This is a genomic window from Bariatricus sp. TF06-38A, from assembly GCF_027690675.1.
Classification (GTDB): Bacteria; Bacillota; Clostridia; order Lachnospirales; family Lachnospiraceae; genus Allocoprococcus; species Allocoprococcus comes.
The window spans coordinates 44,275-67,448 of sequence record NZ_JAQFCE010000021.1 but is presented as its reverse complement, the minus strand read 5'-3'; the positions used below and the strand labels follow the sequence as shown (position 1 = coordinate 67,448).

General features: G+C 44.3%; 19 protein-coding genes. 3 read left to right on the top strand and 16 right to left on the bottom strand.

Annotated features, from left to right (window positions below):
- The first annotated feature begins 55 nt into the window (after window positions 1–55).
- Entirely contained in the window at window positions 56–2,035 is a 1,980-nt protein-coding gene (locus PG418_RS14320; RefSeq protein ID WP_055297356.1) for an ABC transporter ATP-binding protein, read from the top strand.
- 240 nt (window positions 2,036–2,275) lie between these two features.
- Here the strand turns inward: PG418_RS14320 and PG418_RS14315 are convergent, their stop codons facing one another.
- The 12 genes from PG418_RS14315 to holB all read right to left on the bottom strand — a co-directional run bounded on the left by PG418_RS14315 (window position 2,276) and on the right by holB (window position 15,360).
- Complete coding sequence (locus PG418_RS14315) at window positions 2,276–2,443, bottom strand: oligopeptide/dipeptide ABC transporter ATP-binding protein (RefSeq protein ID WP_173826395.1); 168 nt, start codon at window positions 2,441–2,443, stop codon at window positions 2,276–2,278.
- A 61-nt stretch (window positions 2,444–2,504) separates the two neighbouring features.
- Window positions 2,505–3,299: an ABC transporter ATP-binding protein gene (locus PG418_RS14310; protein ID WP_172676446.1), complete on the bottom strand. Its 795-nt coding sequence runs from the start codon at window positions 3,297–3,299 to the stop codon at window positions 2,505–2,507.
- Between the two features lie 8 nt (window positions 3,300–3,307).
- Entirely contained in the window at window positions 3,308–4,243 is a 936-nt protein-coding gene (locus PG418_RS14305; protein WP_008374138.1) for an ABC transporter permease, read from the bottom strand.
- 24 nt (window positions 4,244–4,267) lie between these two features.
- Window positions 4,268–5,263 carry an ABC transporter substrate-binding protein gene (locus PG418_RS14300; protein WP_055155725.1) on the bottom strand — a complete coding sequence of 332 codons (996 nt, stop codon included), beginning with the start codon at window positions 5,261–5,263 and terminating at the stop codon, window positions 4,268–4,270.
- Window positions 5,264–5,432: 169 nt separating this feature from the next.
- Window positions 5,433–6,044, bottom strand: coding sequence for a nucleoside recognition protein (locus PG418_RS14295; RefSeq protein ID WP_195502289.1), 612 nt, complete (start codon window positions 6,042–6,044; stop codon window positions 5,433–5,435).
- 342 nt (window positions 6,045–6,386) lie between these two features.
- Entirely contained in the window at window positions 6,387–7,625 is a 1,239-nt protein-coding gene (locus PG418_RS14290) for an AI-2E family transporter (protein WP_498837558.1), read from the bottom strand.
- A 71-nt stretch (window positions 7,626–7,696) separates the two neighbouring features.
- Entirely contained in the window at window positions 7,697–10,306 is a 2,610-nt protein-coding gene (locus tag PG418_RS14285) for a cation-translocating P-type ATPase (RefSeq protein ID WP_498837557.1), read from the bottom strand.
- A 302-nt stretch (window positions 10,307–10,608) separates the two neighbouring features.
- A complete protein-coding gene (locus tag PG418_RS14280) occupies window positions 10,609–11,721 on the bottom strand; it encodes an ABC transporter ATP-binding protein (RefSeq protein WP_055155722.1) in 1,113 nt (370 codons plus the stop codon).
- 146 nt (window positions 11,722–11,867) lie between these two features.
- Entirely contained in the window at window positions 11,868–12,707 is an 840-nt protein-coding gene (rsmI, locus tag PG418_RS14275) for a 16S rRNA (cytidine(1402)-2'-O)-methyltransferase (protein ID WP_055155721.1), read from the bottom strand.
- A gap of 3 nt (window positions 12,708–12,710) precedes the next feature.
- Window positions 12,711–13,466: a tRNA1(Val) (adenine(37)-N6)-methyltransferase gene (locus PG418_RS14270; protein ID WP_008374154.1), complete on the bottom strand. Its 756-nt coding sequence runs from the start codon at window positions 13,464–13,466 to the stop codon at window positions 12,711–12,713.
- A complete protein-coding gene (locus tag PG418_RS14265) occupies window positions 13,456–14,367 on the bottom strand; it encodes a PSP1 domain-containing protein (protein ID WP_008374156.1) in 912 nt (303 codons plus the stop codon). The genes PG418_RS14270 and PG418_RS14265 overlap by 11 nt, the downstream gene beginning before the upstream one ends.
- Window positions 14,368–14,370: 3 nt before the next feature.
- A complete protein-coding gene (gene holB, locus PG418_RS14260) occupies window positions 14,371–15,360 on the bottom strand; it encodes a DNA polymerase III subunit delta' (RefSeq protein WP_008374157.1) in 990 nt (329 codons plus the stop codon).
- A 368-nt stretch (window positions 15,361–15,728) separates the two neighbouring features.
- On the opposite strand from holB, the gene PG418_RS14255 reads away from it, so the two are divergent.
- A complete protein-coding gene (locus PG418_RS14255) occupies window positions 15,729–16,454 on the top strand; it encodes an ABC transporter ATP-binding protein (protein ID WP_022220430.1) in 726 nt (241 codons plus the stop codon).
- A 17-nt stretch (window positions 16,455–16,471) separates the two neighbouring features.
- The gene (locus tag PG418_RS14250; protein ID WP_055155720.1) at window positions 16,472–17,398 is read left to right on the top strand and encodes a SufB/SufD family protein; all 927 of its coding nucleotides are present in this window, start codon (window positions 16,472–16,474) and stop codon (window positions 17,396–17,398) included.
- 295 nt (window positions 17,399–17,693) lie between these two features.
- Here PG418_RS14250 and PG418_RS14245 read toward each other — a convergent pair whose 3' ends face one another.
- The 4 genes from PG418_RS14245 to PG418_RS14230 all read right to left on the bottom strand — a co-directional run bounded on the left by PG418_RS14245 (window position 17,694) and on the right by PG418_RS14230 (window position 23,160).
- A complete protein-coding gene (locus PG418_RS14245) occupies window positions 17,694–18,281 on the bottom strand; it encodes a nucleoside/nucleotide kinase family protein (protein ID WP_055248113.1) in 588 nt (195 codons plus the stop codon).
- On the bottom strand, window positions 18,274–19,689 hold the full coding sequence (locus PG418_RS14240) for an aminotransferase class I/II-fold pyridoxal phosphate-dependent enzyme (protein WP_498837556.1): 1,416 nt from the start codon (window positions 19,687–19,689) through the stop codon (window positions 18,274–18,276). Before PG418_RS14240 ends, PG418_RS14245 begins: the two co-directional genes overlap by 8 nt.
- 103 nt (window positions 19,690–19,792) lie before the next feature.
- Window positions 19,793–22,015 (bottom strand): alpha-galactosidase, encoded by a 2,223-nt coding sequence (locus PG418_RS14235; RefSeq protein WP_498837555.1) that lies wholly within the window; start codon window positions 22,013–22,015, stop codon window positions 19,793–19,795.
- A 203-nt stretch (window positions 22,016–22,218) separates the two neighbouring features.
- The gene (locus PG418_RS14230) at window positions 22,219–23,160 is read right to left on the bottom strand and encodes a DUF4340 domain-containing protein (RefSeq protein WP_118199128.1); all 942 of its coding nucleotides are present in this window, start codon (window positions 23,158–23,160) and stop codon (window positions 22,219–22,221) included.
- Between the last annotated feature and the right edge of the window lie 14 nt (window positions 23,161–23,174).

Here is a 23,174-nt window from a genome sequence, read left to right as displayed (position 1 = left end):
ATGAAACATAGAAGTTTGTAACTTTTTATAAGTTTTCAGTAACGGTAGCCATAAGATGAAACGACTTTTAAGTTATCTAAAACCGCATAAATGGGTAATGACCCTGGCAACTGTCCTGGTTCTCTTTATCATTGCGGTGGAACTTTACCGCCCGATCATCATCGGAAATGCAATCGACCAGTATATCAACGGTTATTATCATCCGTATGTAGAAGCCGACGTTTCCGCTTCGGACGCTGTAAACTGGAACGGTCTTGTACTGTCGCGCGACCAGGCAGTATCTAAGGCGGATTCTGCTTCCTTTTATCAGATTTTTCTCTGGAAGGATCACTATTACATGGCAGAAAATCTCACCCGCGCTGAATGTACTGCACTACAAAATGCCGATACATCTGTTTTAAAAAATTATGTCAGAGAAGGTGCACAGAAGCTTACTTCCAATGATCTGAAGGTTTTAAGACAAAATGATTTTAAGGGGATCTTAAAAGCCGGAATCCTGTTTCTTCTGCTGCTTTTTAGCGGATTTTTCCTGAACCTTGCCGACACCTGGCTTTTACAGAAGATGGGGCAGCAGATCGTGTACAAACTGCGTGAAGAAACATTTACACATATACACAGCCTGTCACTTTCTTTTTTCAATACAACACCGGTTGGCAAGCTCGTAACACGTGTATCTAACGATACTGAAGCAGTCAACGAACTGTTTTCCACCATTCTTGTGAAACTTTTTAAAAACGTTGTTAAGATTATTGGTTACGCTGTTGTCATGCTCTCAATTAATGTGAAAATGGCAGGTATATCCTTCCTGCTTTTACCTCTGGTTGCAATCCTGACTTTTGTTTTCCGGCATCTCTCCAGAAAAGCTTACCAGATCACAAGAAATAAAATCACAGAGCTGAACACCTTCCTGTCCGAACATATTTCCGGTATGAAGCTGATCCAGATCTTTGCACGCGAAAAAGAGAAATACAGTGAATTTGAAGGCAAATCTATGGAACTGTACCGTGCCAATTTCCGCGAAATCATGACTTTTGCGATCTTCCGGCCTTCAATCTATCTGGTTTCGGTCATTGCCATGATCCTTGTTATCCGTACCGGAAGCCTTTCTGTGTTAAATGGAAGTCTTTCTCTCGGAACCCTGTTCGTGTTTATCACCTACATCAGCTCCTTTTTTGAGCCAATCCAGGAGCTTTCCGAACAGCTTGGAACCCTGCAGTCTTCCATTGCTTCCGCAGAAAAGATTTTCAGTGTTCTTGATGTAAAACCAGAGATCGTATCTCCGGCCGATCCAGCTCCGGTCAATATTCTTGGTGAAATTGAATTCCGCCATGTCTGGTTTGCCTACGAAGAGGAAAATTATATTTTAAAAGATGTAAGTTTTGTAATCCATCCGGGTGAAAAGGCTGCTTTTGTCGGCGCTACCGGAGCAGGAAAATCTACAATTTTAAATCTGATCGGAAGATATTTTGATATTCAGAAGGGACAGATCCTGATTAATGGGATTGATATTCATGAAATTGATCTGGATGTGCTCCGCGGTGCGATTGGTCAGGTTCAGCAGGATGTCTTCATCTTCACCGGAGACATCAAAAGTAATATCTCGCTGAATAATGAAGCAATCTCACCGGACGATGTCAGACGGGCTGCCGAAATTGTAAATGCAGATCCATTTATTCAGAAACTGCCGCACGGATATGATGAACCGGTTACAGAACGCGGAAGTACTCTATCTGCCGGGCAGCGCCAGCTTTTGTCCTTCGCACGGACACTTGCTTATGATCCGAAGATCCTTGTTCTCGATGAAGCAACTGCCAACATCGATACAGAAACCGAAACACTGATCACGCAGGCACTTGCACGGCTGATGGATGGAAGAACTACGATCATGGTCGCACACCGGCTTTCTACGATCCAGCATGCAGATAAAATTATTGTGATGCATCATGGGGAAATAAAAGAATCCGGAACCCACCAGGAGCTGCTGGCGAAGGATGGGTTGTATAAGAAATTGTATGAATTGCAGTTGATGGATTAAGAATCCGTAAATTAGTGAGGACATCTCAGATAAAATAATCCCTGCCAATTCCATTGTGCAAACCATTCCGATGAACCACTTAGAGCGAAAATCGTGTTCAGCAGAGGCTTCCACGATTTTTGTGTTTCATCTCCATTGCACAACAAGTGAATTGGCAGGGATTATTTTATCTGAGATGTCCCTTTAGTTTACTGGTAAATCTTTTAGGTCGTCTCCCGTTATCATTTTTTATCAATTGATCTACAAGATTTCTTTCGCCCTATGGCATGCAACGGAATGTCCTTTGGAAATCTCCTGGAGTTTCGGGACACCGTTTTTACAGGCTTCTGTCGCATATGGGCAACGAGTCACAAAACGGCAGCCCTCCGGGATATTCATCGGACTTGGCAGCTCGCCTTTGAGCTGGATTCTTTTATGTGCTAAAACCTCGTTCCTGTTTTCTACTATTATTTCATTTTCAAAATATTCTTTACGACAACATCATCCGGTCATTCGCAAACTCGCCGCCGCTGACTTCTTCAAACTTCGCCAGCAGATCTGCAACCTTCAGATTCTTTTTCTCTTCTCCTGCTACATCGTAGATAATTTTTCCTTCATGCATCATGATCAGGCGGTTGCCGTGCGCGATGGCATCTTTCATATTATGTGTTACCATCATTGCAGTAAGCTGATGCTCCTGAATGATCTTATCGGAGATGGCAAGTACCTTCGCTGCAGTTTTCGGGTCAAGTGCCGCAGTATGCTCGTCCAGAAGTAAAAGCTTTGGCTTTTTAAGAGACGCCATCAAAAGAGTGATCGCCTGTCGCTGTCCACCAGAAAGAAGTCCGACTTTACTGCTCAGACGGTCTTCCAGTCCAAGATCAAGTTCTTTCAGGGCTTCTTTATAGCGCTCCCGCTCTTTTTTCGTAATGCCCCATCCCAGACCTCTGCGCTCGCCACGTCTGGCTGCGATCGCCATATTTTCTTCAATCGACATGGTTGCCGCAGTTCCAGTCATCGGATCCTGGAAAACTCTTCCCAGATAAAGTGCTCTTTTATGCTCTGAAAGCTTTGTAATATCCACTCCGTCAATGATGATCTTTCCTTCGTCTACAGACCACACTCCTGCGATCGCATTCAGTGTGGTGGATTTTCCTGCACCATTTCCACCGATGATAGTCACGAAATCACCCGGATTAAGGTTCAGATTCACTCCGTTAAGTGCGACCTTTTCGTTGATCGTTCCCGGATTAAAGGTTTTATGAATATTCTGGATTTCCAACATATATCCCATTATGCAGTCCTCCGTTTCTTTGTAAAATATTTACCCTTCATGTACGGAACTGCAAGGAAGCATGCAACCACTACCGCTGAGAACAGTTTCATATAATCAGAAGGCATCTTCAGCCACAATACCAGTGCGATTACAATATAGTAAATAATCGCTCCGATAAAGATTGCTCCCAGTGTAAATGCAAAGGCTGCTTTTCTGCCTGCACAGAATTTTGCAAAAATAACTTCGCTGATGATAACGGCTGCAAGTCCGATTACAATGGCACCTCGTCCCATATTAACATCGGCTGCTCCCTGGTACTGTGCGTAAATTCCGCCGGAAAGTCCCACAAGTCCGTTGGAGATCATAAGCGCCAGAACCTTTGTAAAGCCTGTATTAATTCCCTGTGCACTTGCCATCTGCGGGTTACATCCGGTTGCACGGATCGATGCACCAAGCTCAGTTCCAAAGAACCAGTAAATAATTGCGATCAGGATAAGTGCTGCCACGATCAGCTTTACAAAAAACAGTTCACTTCCTTCGCCGGTCACATAACGAAGCGATGCAACCAATTTATACTGCATAACATTGACTGCCTGATTGGATTTTCCCATGATTCCGAGATTCACCGAGTAAAGTCCGATCTGCGTCAGAATACTGGCCAGAATGCCCGGAATTCCAAAAAACGTATGTAAAATACCTGTCACAAATCCGGCTGCCATACCTGCCAGAAATGCGAAAAGAAGTGCCAGTGCCGGATTCATACCGCCGCGGATCAGCATAACTGCAACTGCTCCGCCTGTAGCCAGCGATCCGTCAACCGTCAAATCCGCAAAATCCAGAATGCGGAAGGTGATATAAACGCCAAGCGCCATAATTCCCCAGATGATCCCCTGCGCTACATTTCCCGGAAGTGCACGCACAAGAGACATCGGATCTAAAGCTGCTAAATACATTGTTCTTGCCTCTTTCTATACTGATTATTCCTCAATTGCTTCGTAATCGTCCGGAACAGTGATTCCGAGTTCGTCACAAATTGTTTTGTTATACATCTTTGTAACATTCGGTGCACTTTCAATATCCATGGTTGAGATATCTTTTCCATTTACAAGGATATCGTAAGCCATTTCACCTGCTCTGTATCCGATGTCATAGTAGCTGATAGAAAGAGTTGCAATACCACAGCCTTCACAGATTCCCTGTTCACCTGCGATTACCGGTACTTTTGCCGGAAGACAGATATTGTTGATAATCTCTGTGTTAGATGCCATTGTATTATCAGTTGGGATGTAAAGTGCGTCGCACTCATCTACTGCACTTGTCACTACAGACTGGATTTCATTAGAATCTGCTGCTGTGTATTCTTTATACTTAATTCCATCTTTTTCAAGTGCTTCCTCAAACTTCTTCGCCTGGTATGCTGAGTTCGGTTCTGCTGAACAGTAAAGGATACCTACTGTTTTTGCATCCGGAAGGAGCTCTTTAAGCATTGCTTCCTGTTCATCGATCGGTGCAAGGTCACAGGTTCCTGAAATGTTCATACCTGTTGATCCTGTCCAGTCAGAAATATCAAGAGCAGTTGCATAATCTGTAACAGATGTTCCAAGAATCGGGATCGTGCTTGTTGCAGCTGCTGCACACTGAAGAGCAGTTGTTGCATTTGCAAGGATCAAGTCATCATTGTCTGCCACAAAATTGTTTACGATGGTTGCGCAGTTTGCCTGTTCGCCCTGTCCGTTCTGAAGATCGAACTTCACTTTGTCTTTTCCGAATTTTTCTTCACAGGCTTCTTCAAATCCTTTGGTTGCCTCGTCAAGAGCTGCATGCTCAAGCTGCTGGCAGATACCGATCTTATATACCTTGTCTGATGAATCCTTTGAAGAAGATTCTTTGTCTGATGAACTTCCGCCACAGGCAGCAAGTGCCAGTGTCATTGCTGCAGTAAGTGATACTGCTAAAATTTTTCTTGCTTTCATAATAACATACCTCCATCTATGTTCTTTTCGAACAAACTTTTTCCGTTTTGGCTTTACAGCTTTAAACTTTAGCGGTTTAAACTTCAATGGTTTAAAGCTTTGCCGTGATATTGATTATAGCGTTTTTTTGTACTTTAGTCAAGGTATGTTACAAAAAGCTACAAAAATTCTAGCTTTTCCGGTCCATTATCCTACAAAACAAAATCGCCGCCCCGGTACTGACCGCCGTTGCCGCAATCCCAGGTCCAACAACGGCTGTCGGATTCACGCTTCCGTACTGGCTCCGGTAGGCGATCACCGACACCGGGATCAGCTGCAGTGAAGAAATATTTACGATCAGGAAGGTACACATCTCATTGCTTGCAACGCCTCTTTTTCTTACCGGTCCTGCTGCTTTTCCAAGGCGGCGGTCTTCTTCCAGCTTCTGAAGCTCTTCCATTGCTTCAAGACCTGCCGGAGTTGCCGCCCAGCCAAGTCCGAGTACATTTGCAATGATGTTTGCTGCAATTGGTTTTTCTGCCGGATGATCTTTTGGAAGTTCTGGAAAGAGGAAATGGATCAGAGGGGAAAGGCGGACGGTTGCCGTTTTCAGGATGCCGGATTTTTCTGCGATTCCCATGAGTCCGGTCCAGAAGGACATGACGCCCATCATCGTGATGCAAAGGGTGACGGCTTCTTTGGAGGAATCTAAGGCGGCGGTGGTGATGTCCGGCATTTTGCCGGAGAAAGCGGCAAAAAGGATGCCAATAAGAATCATTCCCGACCACAGGTAGTTGAGCATTTTTTCTCCTTTCTTGGATGGGGAAGAGTGTTGGAGAGGGGACGCCGGGTGGAAAATAAATTGTGTTCAAATTCAAGTTGTGCAAACCATTCCGACGAACCTCCTAGGGCGGAAATCGTGTTCAGCAATGGCTTCCACGATTCCTGAGTTTCGTCTCCATTGCACAAAAAATTGAATTTGAACACAATTTATTTTCCGCCCGGCTGACATTCTACAAGTCATACTTTTCCGCCAAACTATAAATGGGGAGTAGAAAAGCCTGCTCTTTGAGATTGCATCTCAAAGTTGCAGGCTTTTGCTGCGATTTTCGATACATTTATATGTAGAAAACCATTTCTTTATTCAATTATCTTTCTCAGGATGTTCTTTTTTGTATAACTCTTTCATTCGATTAATTTCTTCTACAGTATATTCTTCTACCTCTGTTTTTGTCACTCTCTTAATATGTTGTTTTTTCAGGCGTAAGTATACATATTCCCGGAAGAGGGTGTAGAGTACGGATACCAGCGGGATGAAGATGAGCATTCCTACGATTCCCAGAAGATTACCGCCGATGGTGACTGCAGCGAGGACCCAGATGGAGGGAAGCCCTACGGAGCTGCCGACTACGTGTGGGTAGATCAGGTTACCTTCGATCTGCTGGAGGATCAGAAATACAAGGATGAAAAGGATTGCCTGTTTCGGGCTCACCATGAAGATTAGGAGGCAGCCAAGTACGCAGCCGATGAAGGCTCCAAAGATTGGGATCAGGGCTGTGAAGGATATGATGATTCCAATCAGCAGTGCATACGGCATTTTCAGTATACTTAATGTAATTACAAACATACTTCCGAGGATGACTGCTTCCAGACACTGTCCGGTAAGGAAGTTTGCGAAGGTACGGTAGGTCAGGGAACAGACTTCAAGAATCACTTCTGCTTTTCGTTTTGGAATAAACGCGAAAAACACTTTTCTCACCTGCACATGCAGTTTTTCTTTCTGGAAAAGAATATAGCAGGCAAAGGAAAAGGCAATAAAAAATGTAGTAACTCCACTGACGATGGAGCCAACTGCTGTCATCGTTGTATTCATAAAATTTCCCGCACCATTTCCGAGAATACTCATCCCCCACTGGATTGCCTTATTCGGATTGAACTCCACCTGGTTCACAAGATCCATGATTTCCCGGTTATTGTGTGTAAATTCCCGTACCCAACTCTGCATCTGCGGAATAAATTCTGCAATACTGTTCATCAGACTTCCAATTGTTGCCGTAAGCTGCGGAATCAGACCGAACATGACAAGCACAATCACCCCCACTACCAATACGATCGTAAGAAGAAGACTGATCGGTCTTGCAAGCTTTCCTGCCGCCTTACTTCCTTTCTCTTTTGCCTTTCCAAATAATTTTTTCTCCAGAAAGCTCATCGGAACATTGATCACAAACGCAATCGCACCACCAAGAGCGAAGGGAAAAATAATCCCCCATACCGCCTTGATCACACCAAGAACCACATCAAATTTCCACAATGCAACTACGATCAGCGCTGTAAATACGATCAATTCCCGGATTTTTTTTATAGATAATTTACTAAAATCCACTATTTTCTCCATTCTACTACAACATATTTATGGTTAATCCCCTTACAACCAGTAAGCATTTTCCCATATTGTTACTCAGATAATTTTCCACGTACCCACTTCAGAAGCTGTATGATCGGAAAACAGGCAAATGCATATAGGTAGACAGTCCCAAGCTGTTCAAAGTTCAATGTTTCTACTTTGAACACCTGATGCATCCCCGGAATTGTAAGTACAGCCGTGATCAGAATTGCTCCCAGTGCAAATGCGCCCTGCATCCATTTATTATTGAAAAACCGTTTGGTAAAAATCACCGGATGATCTGATTTACAGTTATATCCGTGAAACAGCCGTGCAAGACAGAGCGTTCCAAATGCATAAGTACTTCCAAGAAGTGCACCGTCCTGATGATATCCTGTCAGGAAACTGATCATCGTCATTACACCGATCACCAGTCCTTCCAGACCAATCTTTGACAGGAAATCTTTTGTCAGGATCGACTCATCTGCCGGTCTTGGCTTCTCATTCATCACATCACTGGTATGCGGTTCTACTCCCAGTGCAATTGCCGGGAGACTATCAGTCAGCAGATTGATAAAAAGCAGATGAACCGGTGCAAACGGAACCGGAAGTCCTGCGATCGATGCATATAAAACAGCGAGAATTGCACCGAAGTTTCCCGATAACAGAAACTGGATCGCATACTTGATATTACGGTATAAGTTTCGTCCGTTTTCCACTGCTTTTACAATTGTAGCAAAATTATCGTCTGTAAGTACCATCGCCGCTGCATCTTTGGCAACTTCTGTTCCGGTTACTCCCATTGCAACACCTATATCTGCCTGCTTAAGAGCCGGTGCATCATTGACACCGTCGCCGGTCATCGATACAATATTTCCGCGCTCTTGCCATGCACGGACGATCCGGATCTTATGTTCCGGCGAAACCCTTGCATAGACAGAAATCTTCGGGACAAATCCCCGCAACTCCTCGTCACTCATATTTTCAATCTCTGCGCCCTCACAGGATTCGGATAAATCCTTTAAAATGCCGATCCGTTTTGCGATCGCTGCTGCCGTGATCTTATGGTCTCCCGTGATCATCACCGGACGGATGCCTGCTTTGATACATTCTTCTACTGCAGCTTTTGACTCTTCCCTCGGCGGATCCATCATTGCGATCATTCCGAGAAATACCAGCTGGTCCTCATCCTCTGCGGTCAGCAGATGTTCTTCCGGAATCTCCCGGAAGGTAAATGCCAGCACTCGAAGACCTTCAATTGAAAATTCCTGATTCTGGCTCTGAATCTTTTCTTTATCTTCTTTTGTAATCTCCCGTATTCCATTTTCTGTCCAGATCCGGTCTGTCAGATCCAGGAGACGGTCAACCGCACCTTTGACGATCATCCGGTTTTCGCCGTCTATCCGGTGAAGCGTCGACATCATTTTCCGGTCACTGTCAAATGGAATCTCATCTTCTCTTGGATAACTTTCTCTTACTTCTGCAGCTTCCACTCCATAGCGGCTTCCCAGATTGATCAGCGCTGTCTCTGTCGGATCTCCGATTTCCACTCCATTTTCATTGGTAGAATCGTTACATAAAATGCTGCAATCAAGCAGAAATCTCTGTGCCGGATCTGCCATATCGATCTCATCTGCCCGGATTCTTCTGCCTTCTATATAATAATCTTCAACAGTCATCTTATTCTGCGTGAGAGTTCCGGTTTTATCCGAACAGATCACGGAGACACTTCCAAGACCTTCTACCGCCTGCAGTTTTCGAATAATTGCATGCTCCTTGGCCATCTTCTGCGTTCCGAAAGAAAGAACGATTGTTACAATTGAACTTAATGCCTCCGGGATTGCTGCAACCGCAAGTGCTACTGCAAACATAAACGCGCTTCCGATATTTTCTCCACGAAATACACTGATTCCAAATAAGATTCCGCAAAATACCAGGATCAGAACCGAAAGCTTCTTTCCGAACTCTTCCAGATTCACCTGAAGCGGAGTCTGCTTTTCAGATGTTGCTTTCAAAAGTCCGGCAATCTTTCCGACTTCTGTCTGCATACCTACACTTGTCACAACGGCTCTTCCACGTCCGTAAGTAACAAAGCTTCCCGAAAATAACATATTGTTCCGGTCACCAAGCGGCACTTCCTCTTCGATTTCATCCAGGCTCTTCTCAACTGCAAGACTCTCCCCGGTCAGTGCACTTTCATCGATCTTCAGACTTGCGTTCTCGATCAGTCGTCCGTCTGCCGGAACATAATCCCCGGCTTCCAGAAGGATCACATCTCCAACTACCAGTTCTCTTGCCGGAATCGGTGTCACCGTACCATTCCTGAGAACCTTCGCCTCCGGTCCTGAAAGCTTTTTCAGGCTCTGAAGCGACTGCTCTGCTTTTACCGTCTGCACGGTTCCCAAAATCGCATTCATTGTAATGACGATCACAATAACTGCCGCACTTTCTGCGTCTCCTAAAATTCCTGAAATAATCGCCGATGCAATCAGGATAATCACCAGGAAATCCTTGTACTGCTCCAAAAAAATCTCCAGCACACTTTTTTTCTTTCCCTCCGCGAGCTCATTCCATCCACATTTTTCACGGGACTTTTCCACTTCTTTTATCGTAAGTCCCTCTTCTCTGCTTCCCATCTGTCCAAGCACTTCTTTTACCGATGACTGATAAATTTCTTTCATTCTTTCCGCCTCCTGTTTCTGAGTATTCACATTCCTGAATTTCTTATGCAACGAAGCTCTCTTTCGATAAAAATGTACAAAAAAAGAAACCCTTATTGCACAACAAATAATGCAATAAAAGTCTCACCATTTTCTTGTGGTACCGGATGCTTCCACCGTACTGACGACACCACAAACGCGGATTCCCTTACGTAGGTTACTCCCCTTTATTAACGTAACTATATACCACGAATAGCCCGATTGTCAAGAAAATTTTAACCGGAGTCTCCAAAATCGGAAACTCCGGCAAATAATTTCACATCTTAGTTTGTAATTGTCTTTTCTGTCTCTTTGTCGAACACATGGATCTTTTCAGCATCGAATGCGAATGTAACTGTATCCCCTGTTCTTGCTGTTGTTCTAGAATCAACACGGGCTGTCATTGTAGCTCCTTCATAATCAAAGTGGAGATAAACTTCAGCACCAAGCATTTCATATACACGGATCTTAGCCTGAATAACTGTATTCGGTGAAGATGTGATAAACATCTGCTCATCATGTACATCTTCCGGACGGATTCCAAGGACAACAGTCTTTCCTTCATATCCTCCATCGATAAGTTTCTTTGCTTTTGCCGGTGGAAGTACAATATCAGCCGGTCCAACTTTGAGGACAACTTTGTCACCCTTCTTCTGGCATACAGCATCAAGGAAGTTCATCTGTGGTGATCCGATGAATCCTGCAACGAAGAGGTTGCATGGGGTATCATAAAGTACCTGTGGTGTATCTACCTGCTGAACAACACCTGCGTTCATAACTACGATTCTGGTTCCCAGTGTCATAGCTTCTGTCTGGTCATGTGTTACATAGATGATTGTTGTACCAAGTCTCTGATGAAGTTTGGAAATCTCGATACGCATCTGTCCACGAAGTTTAGCATCCAAGTTGGAAAGTGGTTCATCCATAAGGAATACCTTCGGGTTACGAACGATTGCACGTCCCATCGCAACACGCTGTCTCTGTCCACCTGAAAGAGCTTTTGGTTTACGGTCAAGCAGTGGTTCAAGGTCAAGGATCTTAGCTGCTTCACGAACCATCTTATCAATCTCCGGTTTCGGAACTTTTCTTAATTTAAGTCCGAATGCCATGTTATCATATACAGTCATATGTGGGTACAGAGCATAGTTCTGGAATACCATCGCGATATCTCTGTCTTTTGGTTCTACATCATTTACCACTTTGTCACCGATCTTGAGTTCACCGCTTGTGATCTCTTCCAGACCTGCGATCATACGAAGTGTGGTAGATTTACCACATCCAGATGGTCCTACAAAAATGATAAATTCTTTATCTTCAATTTCAAGGTTGAAATCTTTAACTGCTTCAAATCCGTTCGGATATGTTTTGTTAATATGCTTTAATGATAAGCTTGCCATTTATTTTTCCTCCTAAATCTTTGTGCGCTTCTTACACACTGTCGCTGTTCTTGTTTCTGAAATAAAGTATATCTGTTTTTACATCGTTGGTCTATGACCGGGTTGAACAAAGATTTTTTAAGAAGGTGTACAAATTGACGAAAGCCTTACAGCAGTTCTTTATAAATGTCCCTCTTTCCGACTCCGCGGTCTTTTGCCACCTTTTTCATGGCTTCTTTCTTATCGATTCCCTGGTTCATATAGTAATCCATATGCTCCTGAACCGTCATTTCTTCCCATTTTGCGCGCTCCTCCTGTAAAATGCTCTCCCGGCTCTTCCCCTCGATCACAAGCACACACTCCCCCTTCGGATCGTTGCTCTCGTAATAGGAAACCGCTTCCGCAAATGTGGTGCGAAATGCAGTCTCATGCTTTTTTGTAAGTTCCCGGCACACAGTCAGATGTCTGTCCCCACCAAGAACTTCTCCAAGCTCTCTCAAGGTTCTCACCAGACGGTGCGGTGCTTCGTAAACGATCATCGTTCTTGTCTCATCTACAAGCTCACCTAGGACTGCCTGTCTTTCCTTTTTGTCCGTTGGAAGAAATGCCTCAAATGCAAATCTTCTGGTGGAAAGCCCGGAAAGTGTCAGTGCCGTAATACAGGCAGCGGCTCCCGGAAGGGAAGTGACCGTAATTCCGGCTTCATAGCACATTTTCACCAGTTCCTCACCCGGATCTGAGATCCCTGGTGTACCGGCATCGGTGATCAGCGCAATATTCATCCCTGTAAGAAGTTTGTCCACCAGCGCGTGTCCCTTTTCTATCTTATTATACTCATGATAACTGGTCATCGGTGTTTTAATCTCAAAATGGTTCAGCAGTTTAATACTGTTCCTGGTATCTTCTGCCGCGATCAGATCAACTTCTTTCAGCGTCCGGATCACCCGGAACGTCATATCTTCCAGATTGCCGATCGGTGTTGCACACAAATATAATGTTCCTGCCATTCGTTACTCCTTTCCAGTTCCTGTCATCCCGTAATACTCCAGGATCTCCCGTGTATAGCTGCCGTCCTTCTCATAAACGATCAGTGGCGGATCTACTGTCATCCGTGATTTGGCACCACGGATTCCTTCTATTAAAACCATGTTCGGTTCCTTATCCACATATGGATACACCAGACGCATTCTTTTTGGCTCCAGCTTCGCCTCACACATTGCTGTCAGAATCTCTGCGAGCCTAAACGGTCTGTGTACCATATAAAATCTTCCTCCAGCTTTTAAAATCCGTGCACTTTCCCGGATAATATCCTCCAGTGTGCACAGTACCTCATGCCTCGCAATTGCCTTAGCACTTTCCGGATTAGCCATTCCATGACCTCCGATCATGTATGGAGGGTTCGTTGTTATCACATCCATGGAACCTTTTCCAAATATCTGTGACGCTTCTTTGATATCTCCCGTCACAATGTCGATCTGCTCCTCAAGCCGGTTGTGCCGGACACTCCGACACGCCATATCCGCACTTTCTTCCTGGATCTCCAGTCCTGTAAAATGCTTTCCTTTTGTCTTTGCGGCCAAAAGAATCGGGAGAATTCCCGTTCCTGTTCCAAGATCAAGAACGCATTCTCCCGCTTTTACTTTGGCAAAGGCACTTAAAAGCACTGCATCCATTCCGAAGCAGAACCGCCCCGGGCTCTGGATGATCTCATAGCCTTTTATCTGTAAATCATCGAGCCGTTCTCCCGGCTTAAGATTATTTGTCATCTAACTTTGACGCTCCTTCACCTTTCTCCAGAGCTGCAAGCTCTTTCATTTCCTGTTTGGAAAGCTTCACATCCTTTTTCCGACGGCGCGGTTTGAACTTCAGGTCAGCTGCCGGATATTCACGGATTTCTTTCTCATCATTGTCCAGAGTTACAATAACCCTGACAAGCTGACGCAGTACGCTTAATGACTGTACTTCACCTTTCAGTCCTTCCGGAGTTGTCACCGCCTCACCTGCAGACGGAAGATTATTGTTGAGTTCCTCGTATGTCTCTTCCTCATTTGTCAGGCAGCACATCAGTCTGCCACATACACCTGAAATCTTAGTCGGGTTCAGAGACAGATTCTGTTCTTTTGCCATCTTGATCGAAACCGGTGCAAACTCAGACAGATAGGTGTGGCAACAAAGCTCTCGTCCGCAGATCCCGATTCCTCCGCGGATCTTCGTCTCATCTCTTACACCGATCTGGCGAAGTTCGATCCTGGTACGGAATACCGCTGCCAGATCCTTTACCAGTTCACGGAAATCAATTCTTCCGTCTGCGGTAAAGTAAAACAGCACTTTATTGTTGTCAAAGGTATATTCTGCATCGATCAGCTTCATCTCCAGTCCATGCTTGTGGATCTTTTCCAGACAAATCTGAAATGCTTCTTTTTCTTTTTTGCGATTCTTTTCTTCTACACGGCGGTCATCCTCTGTCGCCAGGCGGATCACTGTCTTAAGAGGCTGGGTAATCTCTTCATCCTTCACTTCCTTCGGTCCCATCACAACGTTACCGAATTCTACTCCTCTCGCGGTCTCTACAATTACCTGATCACCACGCTTCACCTCAAATTTGCCCGGTGAGAAAAAATAGATCTTTCCTGCAGTCCGAAAACGGACTCCAATTACTTTTGTCATTCCCTAGTTCTCCTTTATTGTCAACAGAAGAAGTTCCATGACAAGATCAAAGTTGACATTGGCGCGCAGTCTCGCCTTTGCTTTCTCAAGTGCTTCCAGAATTGTCTCAATTCCTTCATAAGAGCTCTTTTTCGCACGCTCCCTGATACTGTCGATCTCTTCACCGAAAATCAGTCTGTCGATATTCATTGTTGCTTTATAGATCAGAACATCACGATACCAGATCATAAGGATGTCCAGATAATCTGTGATCTCAATCTTGTAAGCGGAAATTCGTTTCACAGCTTCCACCAGATCACCGAGTTCCATGGTATCGATATTCTTCAGCAGACGAACTGCCTCATCTTTAATTTCATTAAAATGCTCAGAGCCTGCCAGCATAGCAGCTTTTCCAATATTGCCCTGTGCAAATGCAGTACACACGTCTGCCTTGTAATCAGGAACCTGAAGCTGCTCCATCAGATACCTTTTCACAAGCTGATCCTTAATGTTACGGAGCTTCAGCATAACGCATCTTGAGCAGATCGTTGGGAGCAGACTGTTCGCATTCTCTGTAAGAAGCAGAATTACCGCATAAGCAGGTGGCTCTTCGATTGTCTTCAGCAGAGCATTCTGTGCCTGTACAGTCATCATATCTGCATCCGGCACAATGTAGATCTTGTATTTTCCATTATAAGGCTTCACCTGAATATCCCCATTGATCTGAACCCGGATATCATCTACACTGATGCTGTTCGGCTTTTCATGCGTTACCCAGATAATATCCGGATGATTGCCGCTGACTGCCTGCTTGCACGAATGGCACTCATAGCACGGTTCTGCTCCGCCCTTTTCGCACTGCAGAGTCTGTGCAAAAAGACCTGCAAGCATCTTCTTTCCAGATCCCTTCTCGCCGTTCAGAATATAAGCATGTGATACTTTATCTTCTGTAACTGCGTTCTGTATATACTGAATGATCTCGCTATGTCCTACGACATCTTTAAATCCTGACATATTATCACCCTCTTCTTTCTTACTATTCCATTAGTATAACATAAATTTATGCAGATACCTAGAGCAAATTCCTGTGGTCTTTCTGAATTATTTCTGAAAATTCTGCGAATTTCGCTTTGTAGGTATGTTGAAATCATATCTTCTGCACACAAACTATCTTCTCAATAATAAAAGATGACAACTTTTCCGATATGTTTTATAATAAGCATGAATATATAAAGCTTCTGTATCCAATGATGTAATCGGATTGCTCCATTTCCACGCAATTTATTCTTTTGATACTTACATCATACAAGATGTTGGGGGCAAAAGGTATTTTGGCCAGACAAACTTTATATAAGTTTCTTACACAGAAAGGGGATGAACTCATGCTGGAGGTAAAAAATCTTACATTCCAGGTGAATGAAAACGGAATAGAACGAAGTATCGTAGAAAATATCAGTTTTAACGTAGAAGACGGGGAAATGCTGGTGATCACCGGTCCGAACGGAGGTGGCAAATCCACACTTGCAAAAGTGCTGATGGGGATTGACCAGGCAAGTGCCGGACAGATCATCTTAGACGGAACCGATATCAGTGATTATGATATCAACCACAGGGCAGAAGCCGGAATCGGTTACGCATTCCAGCAGCCACCGCGCTTCAAAGGAATGACGGTAAGCAAGCTTTTATCACTTGCGGCTGGAGAAGATCTGACAAGAGATGTCTGTTGCAGACTTTTAAGTACCGTTGGACTTTGTGCCAACGAATACATTGAACGTGAAGTAGACGGAACCTTATCCGGCGGTGAAATGAAGCGTCTGGAAATTGCAACCGTTCTCGCAAAGCCGCACAAACTCTGTATTTTCGATGAACCGGAGGCCGGAATCGATCTCTGGAGTTTTTCTATGTTGATCGAACAGTTTGAAAAAATGCACAAAGAGAAAAAGCAGAGTCTTATTCTTATTTCCCATCAGGAAAGAATCATCCAGATGGCTGACCGGATCATGGTAATCGAAGGCGGAAAGATTGCTTCGATCGGACAGACCGCGGATATCCTTCCACAATTATTAGGGAAGACAGCAGATTCTTACAGCTGTCTGAAATGTAGATAACAGGGGAGGAAGATACAATGACTTTATTGGATAAAATTACAGAAAAAGTATTAGCTCAGATCGATGATACCGGTTTTACACAGTCCGGTGCATTCAATTTACGACATAATGGGATCGCGCTCTGCCACGGTGACAGTGAGCATATTAAAATCAAGAAAAAACAGGACAAGCCGGGAATCGATATTTTCATCGATGGAAAAACAGACGGCGAAGAAGTTCATATTCCGGTTGTTGTTGACGCAAGCGGAATGACGGACGTTGTTTACAATGATTTTTATGTAGCAGAAGGTGCAAATGTAACTATCGTTGCCGGATGTGGTATCCACAACAGCGGATGTAACGAAAGCCGCCATGATGGTATTCATACTTTCCATGTGGAAAAAAATGCAAATGTACGCTATGTAGAAAAGCATTACGGAGAGGGTGAAGGCACCGGAGCCCGTGTACTCAATCCCGTTACCGAAGTTTATCTTGGTGAAAATTCTGTATTTACGCTGGATACTGCTCAGATCAAAGGAGTCGATTCTACGGTTCGTGAAAATAATGTACATCTGGAAGCCGGTTCCAAGCTTTATGTCATTGAAAAACTGATGACACATGGAAAACAGGAAGCTACTTCAAATATGATGGTGGAACTGCTCGGAGAAGGCAGCTCTGCGCAGATCGTATCTCGTTCGGTTGCAAAAGGCGAATCCAGACAGGTCTTCCATCCGAGGGCTGTCGGAAAGAACCGTTGCCATGCACATGTTCAGTGTGATTCTATTATCATGGATCATGCAGAAGTAAGTTCAATTCCTGAGATCAATGCGAAGCATGTGGATGCGGCTATTATCCACGAAGCTGCGATCGGAAGGATCAATGATGAGCAGTTGATCAAGCTGCGGACTCTTGGAATGACGGAAGAGGAAGCAGAAGGGGTGATTATTGAGAACTTCTTGAATTAGAGTCATGCGTAGCGTGGAAATATGACGAAAAAAAGAAATCCATCTTCGGTATCTGCTTCGTTGCACTAAACATTCCACCGAGCCTTTGAAAGCATCAATTGTGTCAGCAATGGCTTCCACAATTGATTAAGTCTCGGTTCCATAGTGCAAAGGCGCTGATACCGAAGAGGGATTCCTTTTTTTCTGGATATTGACTCCACTACATTATAAAATCTTATTTAATAAACTTCATGAATTTCTCAATGAGAAATTCATATGGACAGGCGGAGCCTGTCTCGCTTGGGTGTTGAAATCTCTACTGTTCAAGTATCTTTTTACAGATTTTTTCAAGGATGTCTTCAAGGTCTGTGTTTTCGTAGCGTTCTGTGATTCCGGCGTGGGCGAGGTTTTCTTCGGAGAAATCTTTGGAATCGGCGAGAAAACGGCGGCACATTTCGGCGTATTTGGGTTCTTTCTGGGTTTTCTCACGGGCGAGGGCGCGGGTTAAGCGCTCTCCGTCTTCTACCTCGATGTAAAGTGGAACTACTTTTTCGTTTCCAAAATAGGTTTTCAATTTTTCATAGGATTCAAGGGTTCCGATCATGAGATAATCCTGATTTTTTTGTTCAAAATTGAACTGCCCGTCATCAGCGGTGAAATAGTGCCAGATACCATAAACTGTATTGTAAGCACGTTCTTCGATCAATCGGTCTTCTGTTTTGAACTTTTCAAGTTCAGTTTCGTCTGTAAAAAAATATTCTTCGCCTTCTTTTTCTCCCTCACGCCGTGGACGGGTTGTATAGATCGTTACATTTTTTAACTGTGGCATTCTTTTTCTCAGTTCTTTGTAGATTGTGTCTTTCCCCGTTGAACTTTTTCCCATCAGATAATATATTTTACTCATGTTTCCACACCTTTATCTTGCCTTCCGTCTGTATTCCTTCTATTTGGAGATTCTGTGTTTCATAATAACAAAGAAGTTCTACTGCTTCCCGGCTGATCCGCTCTCCGGGTACGATAACCGGGCTTCCCGGTGGGTAGAGATATGCGTATTCCAGAGAAATGTATCCTTCACTTTCTTTCCACGGAATCTCTTCTGCTTCTCCGTCTTCTTCCCGTTCTGCTGCCTCCTGCGGTGTAAAATACTGCTCCAGTCTAGGAAGCTCTCCGGAAATCTCTATGCTTCCGGAAACGGCTGTTTTTGCTTCCAGCTGATCGTCTATTTCCAGTAACGCAGATTTTAACCTGTCCAGTCCTTCCTGCGTATCTGCCACAGTCGTCATCGCAAGTACATAGGTTCCTCCGGTCATTTCCATTTCCAGATGATATTCTTTTCGCAGCCGGTCCGCAAGCTCCGGACTTGTAATATTTGCATTTGCTGTGGAAATCACAACTTTGGAAATATCATAATGTTCTGTACGGAGAATCTGTAAATGCTGTAATGGCTTCAGTTCTTCTCTGAACTTTTGCAGCCTCTCTACATAAAGTTCAAATGCTTCCTCACATTTTCCATCCAGGAAATCCACGCAGGCATCCAGGCTTGCCATGAAAATATACGACGGACTGCTGCTCTGCAACATATCCAGATATTTCTTAATTCTTCTTCGATTGGCAAGCTTTCCGTTGATATGCAGGATTGCAGTCTGTGTAAGAGAAGGCAGTGTCTTGTGCAGACTGTTGATCACCACATCTGCTCCCAGATCATTTGCGCGCCCCGGAAATGCCGGATGAAATCCAAAATGCGGTCCATGTGCTTCATCTACGATCAGTGGAATCCTATACGAATGTGCCACTTCTGCAATTCCTTTCACATCCGATACCACGCCATCATAATTTGGAGATACAATCACAACCGCTTTGATATCCGGCTCTTCCTCAAGTGCTTTTGCCACGTCCTCTTTACTGATTTCCCCATTCATATGCATGGAAATATCAAACTCCGGATACACATACCGCGGCACAAGACCATTCATATAGATTGCATGGTAAATGGATTTGTGACAATGGCGCGCCACTAGGATCTTGTCCCCCCGGCGCGTACATCCCATCACCGCACTTAAAATCCCGACAGTACTTCCATTTACCAGAAAATGACTTTCCTCTGCCCCAAATACCCTTGCGGCTCTTTCCTGCTCCTCTTTTAAAATACCATCTGCGTGATGCAGATCATCGAAACCATCAATTTCCGTGATATCCAGATCGTATGGGAGTTCAATTCCAAGAAGTGCCTTGTTTCTCTTATGTCCCGGCATGTGAAATGCGTAAAAATCGCTCTCGGAATATGCTTTTAATTTATCGTATAGTCGTTCCATTTTAAACCTCTTTAAGTCTTTTAGAAACATCATATAATTTTTCTTCCGAAAACGCAAGAGGACGAAACGGTTCTCCCATTTCGTCCTTTCCATATATTCCGGCTTACATAGCCACAATCTCAAACACTTTCGCCTGGAAATCTCCCTTATCATTTACGCCCTTCTTCCATACACCGGACGCGGAATCGGACAGGATCATTCCCGCCTGCATCAGCTCATCACCATAGCAGTCATAATCATATCCGCTGACCTTATAACAGATATCTTCTTTCAGCCCTTTCAGCTTCAGTCTCTTAAATCCAACATTGACCGGCTGCATCACACGGTAATAACCGACCAGCGCCGTCTTCTGATCCTCCGATACGATCATCCATGCGGTCTCATTTCCCTCAAACGGACTCTTCAGTCGATAGAAAGTTCCTTTCTGGATAAGATCTCTCTTCTCCTTCATGAATGCGATCTGTCTACGAACCTCTGCCTTTTCTTCCTCACTGAGTTTCAGAAGGTCAAGCTCATATCCGAACGTTCCGAAGTAAGCCACATCTGCTCTTGTCTCGATCGGTGTCACACGGTTTGTCTGATGGTTCGGTGAAGCTGATACATGGCTTCCCATACAACTCACCGGATAAACCATTGAAGTTCCATACTGAATTTTCAGACGTTCTATTGCGTCAGTATCATCTGAAGTCCATCCCTGCGGTGCATAATAAAGCATTCCCGGGTCAAATCTTGCTCCACCGCTTGCACAGGATTCAAACAATACATGTGGAAACCGGCTGGTCAGGCGCTCATACAGCTCATACACGCCGAGAACGTATTTGTGGCAGACCTTTCCCTGATACTCTCTGTCATTTCCATTTGAAAATACCTCTGAAAATGTACGGTTCAAATCCCATTTGATGTAAGATACCGGCACTTCTGCCAGAAGATTTTCCAACATATCCCCAATATATTCCCGAACTTCCCTTTTGGAAAAATCAAGAACATACTGATTCCGGCTGTGACAGATCCGCTTGCCCTGTTCTGCAAGAAGCCAGTCCGGATGCGCCCTGTACAGATCACTGTCCTTGTTCGTCATTTCCGGTTCAATCCAGAGCCCGAATTTTAAACCTTTGGCGTTGATCTTTTCTGCCAGCTCCTTTAACGTTCCTTTCAGCTTTTCCTCATTCGGATACCAGTCGCCAAGGGAAGAAGTACTGTCATCTCTCTTTCCAAACCATCCGTCATCCAATACAAAAAGCTCCATTCCAAGATCTGCTGCCGCATCCGCAAGTCCCAGAAGCTTTGGCGCATCAAAATCAAAATAAAATGCTTCCCAGCTGTTGATCAAGATCGGGCGAACCTTATCTCTCCAGGTTCCCCTTGCCAGACGTGTGCGGTACAGCTTGTGAAAGGTCTGGCTCATTCCATTAAGTCCGGCTTCCGAATATACCATTACCATCTCCGGTGTCTGGAAGGATTCGCCTTTTCCAAGTGTCCACTTAAATCCATTTGGATGGATTCCCATCAGCACACGGGCGGTATCATAATTGTCTACCTCTGTCTGTGCAAGGAAATTTCCGCTGTAAACCAGGCTGAAACCGTAGACCTGCCCCTGGAACTCGTCTGCATTTTCACGCGCAAGTGCAAGGAACGGATTGAACTGGTAGCTGCTGCATCCGCGCATACTGTAAATACTCTGGATACCATAATCCAGCTTATGTCTTCTAACATGGCGCTCTCTCGCCCACACACCGGCAAGATCGATCATCTCATAATCCTTGTCCGGCAGATCCACACAGGCGCTCATTGCAGAAAGAAGTGTGATCTTTTCGTCAGAATCACATTCAAAACGTACACTTCTCGCGATCACCGGAAATGCTTCATAGATTGTATATAAAAGGACAATTCTTGTATTGATACTTGTATCCTCCAGAACCAGTTCCAGAGTCTGCGCCTCATCATCACTTTCTACATAAGTCGCCGGAAGTCCTTCAAGCTTTGGTTTGCCATTATAAATTTTATGCTCTTTATACACAAACTCGACTACATGGCTTCCGTTCTCCCGCTCGATCTCATATGCCGGAAAACGCATATCTCCGCAGCCGAAAGTCGGATACTCCTGCTTGATATTCTCCAGTGAGAATGTAGAATTTTCCTCGAAAGCATACGGTGACATATCACGCATCGCATATTCAAAAAGATGGCTGAAATCTTCTTTGTGTGTCAGGCGTTTTCCATAGTAGAGCTGTCCCGGCTGGTCGTTGTCAAGGATCTTGATGATATAGCTGATCTCCTGGTTGTAGAGATGAAACTCTCTTGTTTTTTCATTGTATATGATTGGCATATCGTTTCTCCTCATTCCGTATTGTATAACGTTCATTTTTCCGTATTATCTGTATAGTATCACTGTTGGTTTTTCAGCGTCAATGATTCCTGCGGATAAATTTGTAAAAACGTACACTCAAAAAAGGGACTCTGTCCTTTCCTGAAAGACATCATCCCTTTTCCTTTCTTAGCAGATTTATTTAATTTTCTCTTTGTATTCTTTTACTCTGCACTACTGTCCACTTTCCATCCAAGCGCTTTCTCTACCGTATCGATCAGTACCCGGCTTACTCTTTGTGAACCGTCCATCTGTACATAATAGTAGGTCGCACTGTCGTCCTTGCTTCCCACATAGAATGTAACTGTCTTTTCCTTGTCATCATCCGACGTATCCTTGTAAGTCAGCTCCACCTTCGTCCGCTGATCTTCCGCAAGCCCGTAATTGCCAAGCGTCGCGTCCGTCACATGATAATCTGCACAATCTGTAAAATAGAATCCGGAAAGTGCTGTCATAATACTTGTGACAGTATCTTCCTGATCCTCATTGTCCGCTTCATAGGTTTTTACCTCGTCACCCGGTTTTGTTACAGTCTCTTTTACAAAGTTATCGGATGTAACTGTTACAAAGCTGTCCTTTTCAGCAACATCTGCAAGCTGCCATACCATTTCCGAAATCAGATCTGCCGATACCGTGTACACTTTTTCTGTTCCATCTTCCATGAAATAATAATTTTCTCCAGAAGCATTCCCGATTAGAAATTTATGTGCCTCGCCATCCTTTCCGGTCAGCGTAAGATTATATTCCGGTGAATCAAATCCATAGTCCGAAAGGTCATCCGGATTCTTGATCTCTTTTACCGCCCGAATATCCGAAAATGCATCTTCCATATTTTGCATACTGCTCTCCGTCAGTGCGATCGTGGTGTCCGGCGCATACTCCCAGGTATCATCCTCTTTTACAAAGGACATTTCTTCCCCAGATGCTTCTTTATACTCGATCGACTCCAGTGAATCTGTCTCAAAAATATGCACCACTGCGTTTTCTTTTTTCTTCTCTTCTGCCTCTGACTTAGATGTATTCCATTTTTTCAGCCCGAAAAATGTAATGAGCAGAACAAGCAGTACGAGCAGAAGGATTCCTATTGTCCTTGTTTTTTTCTCCATCTTTTTTCCTCCTG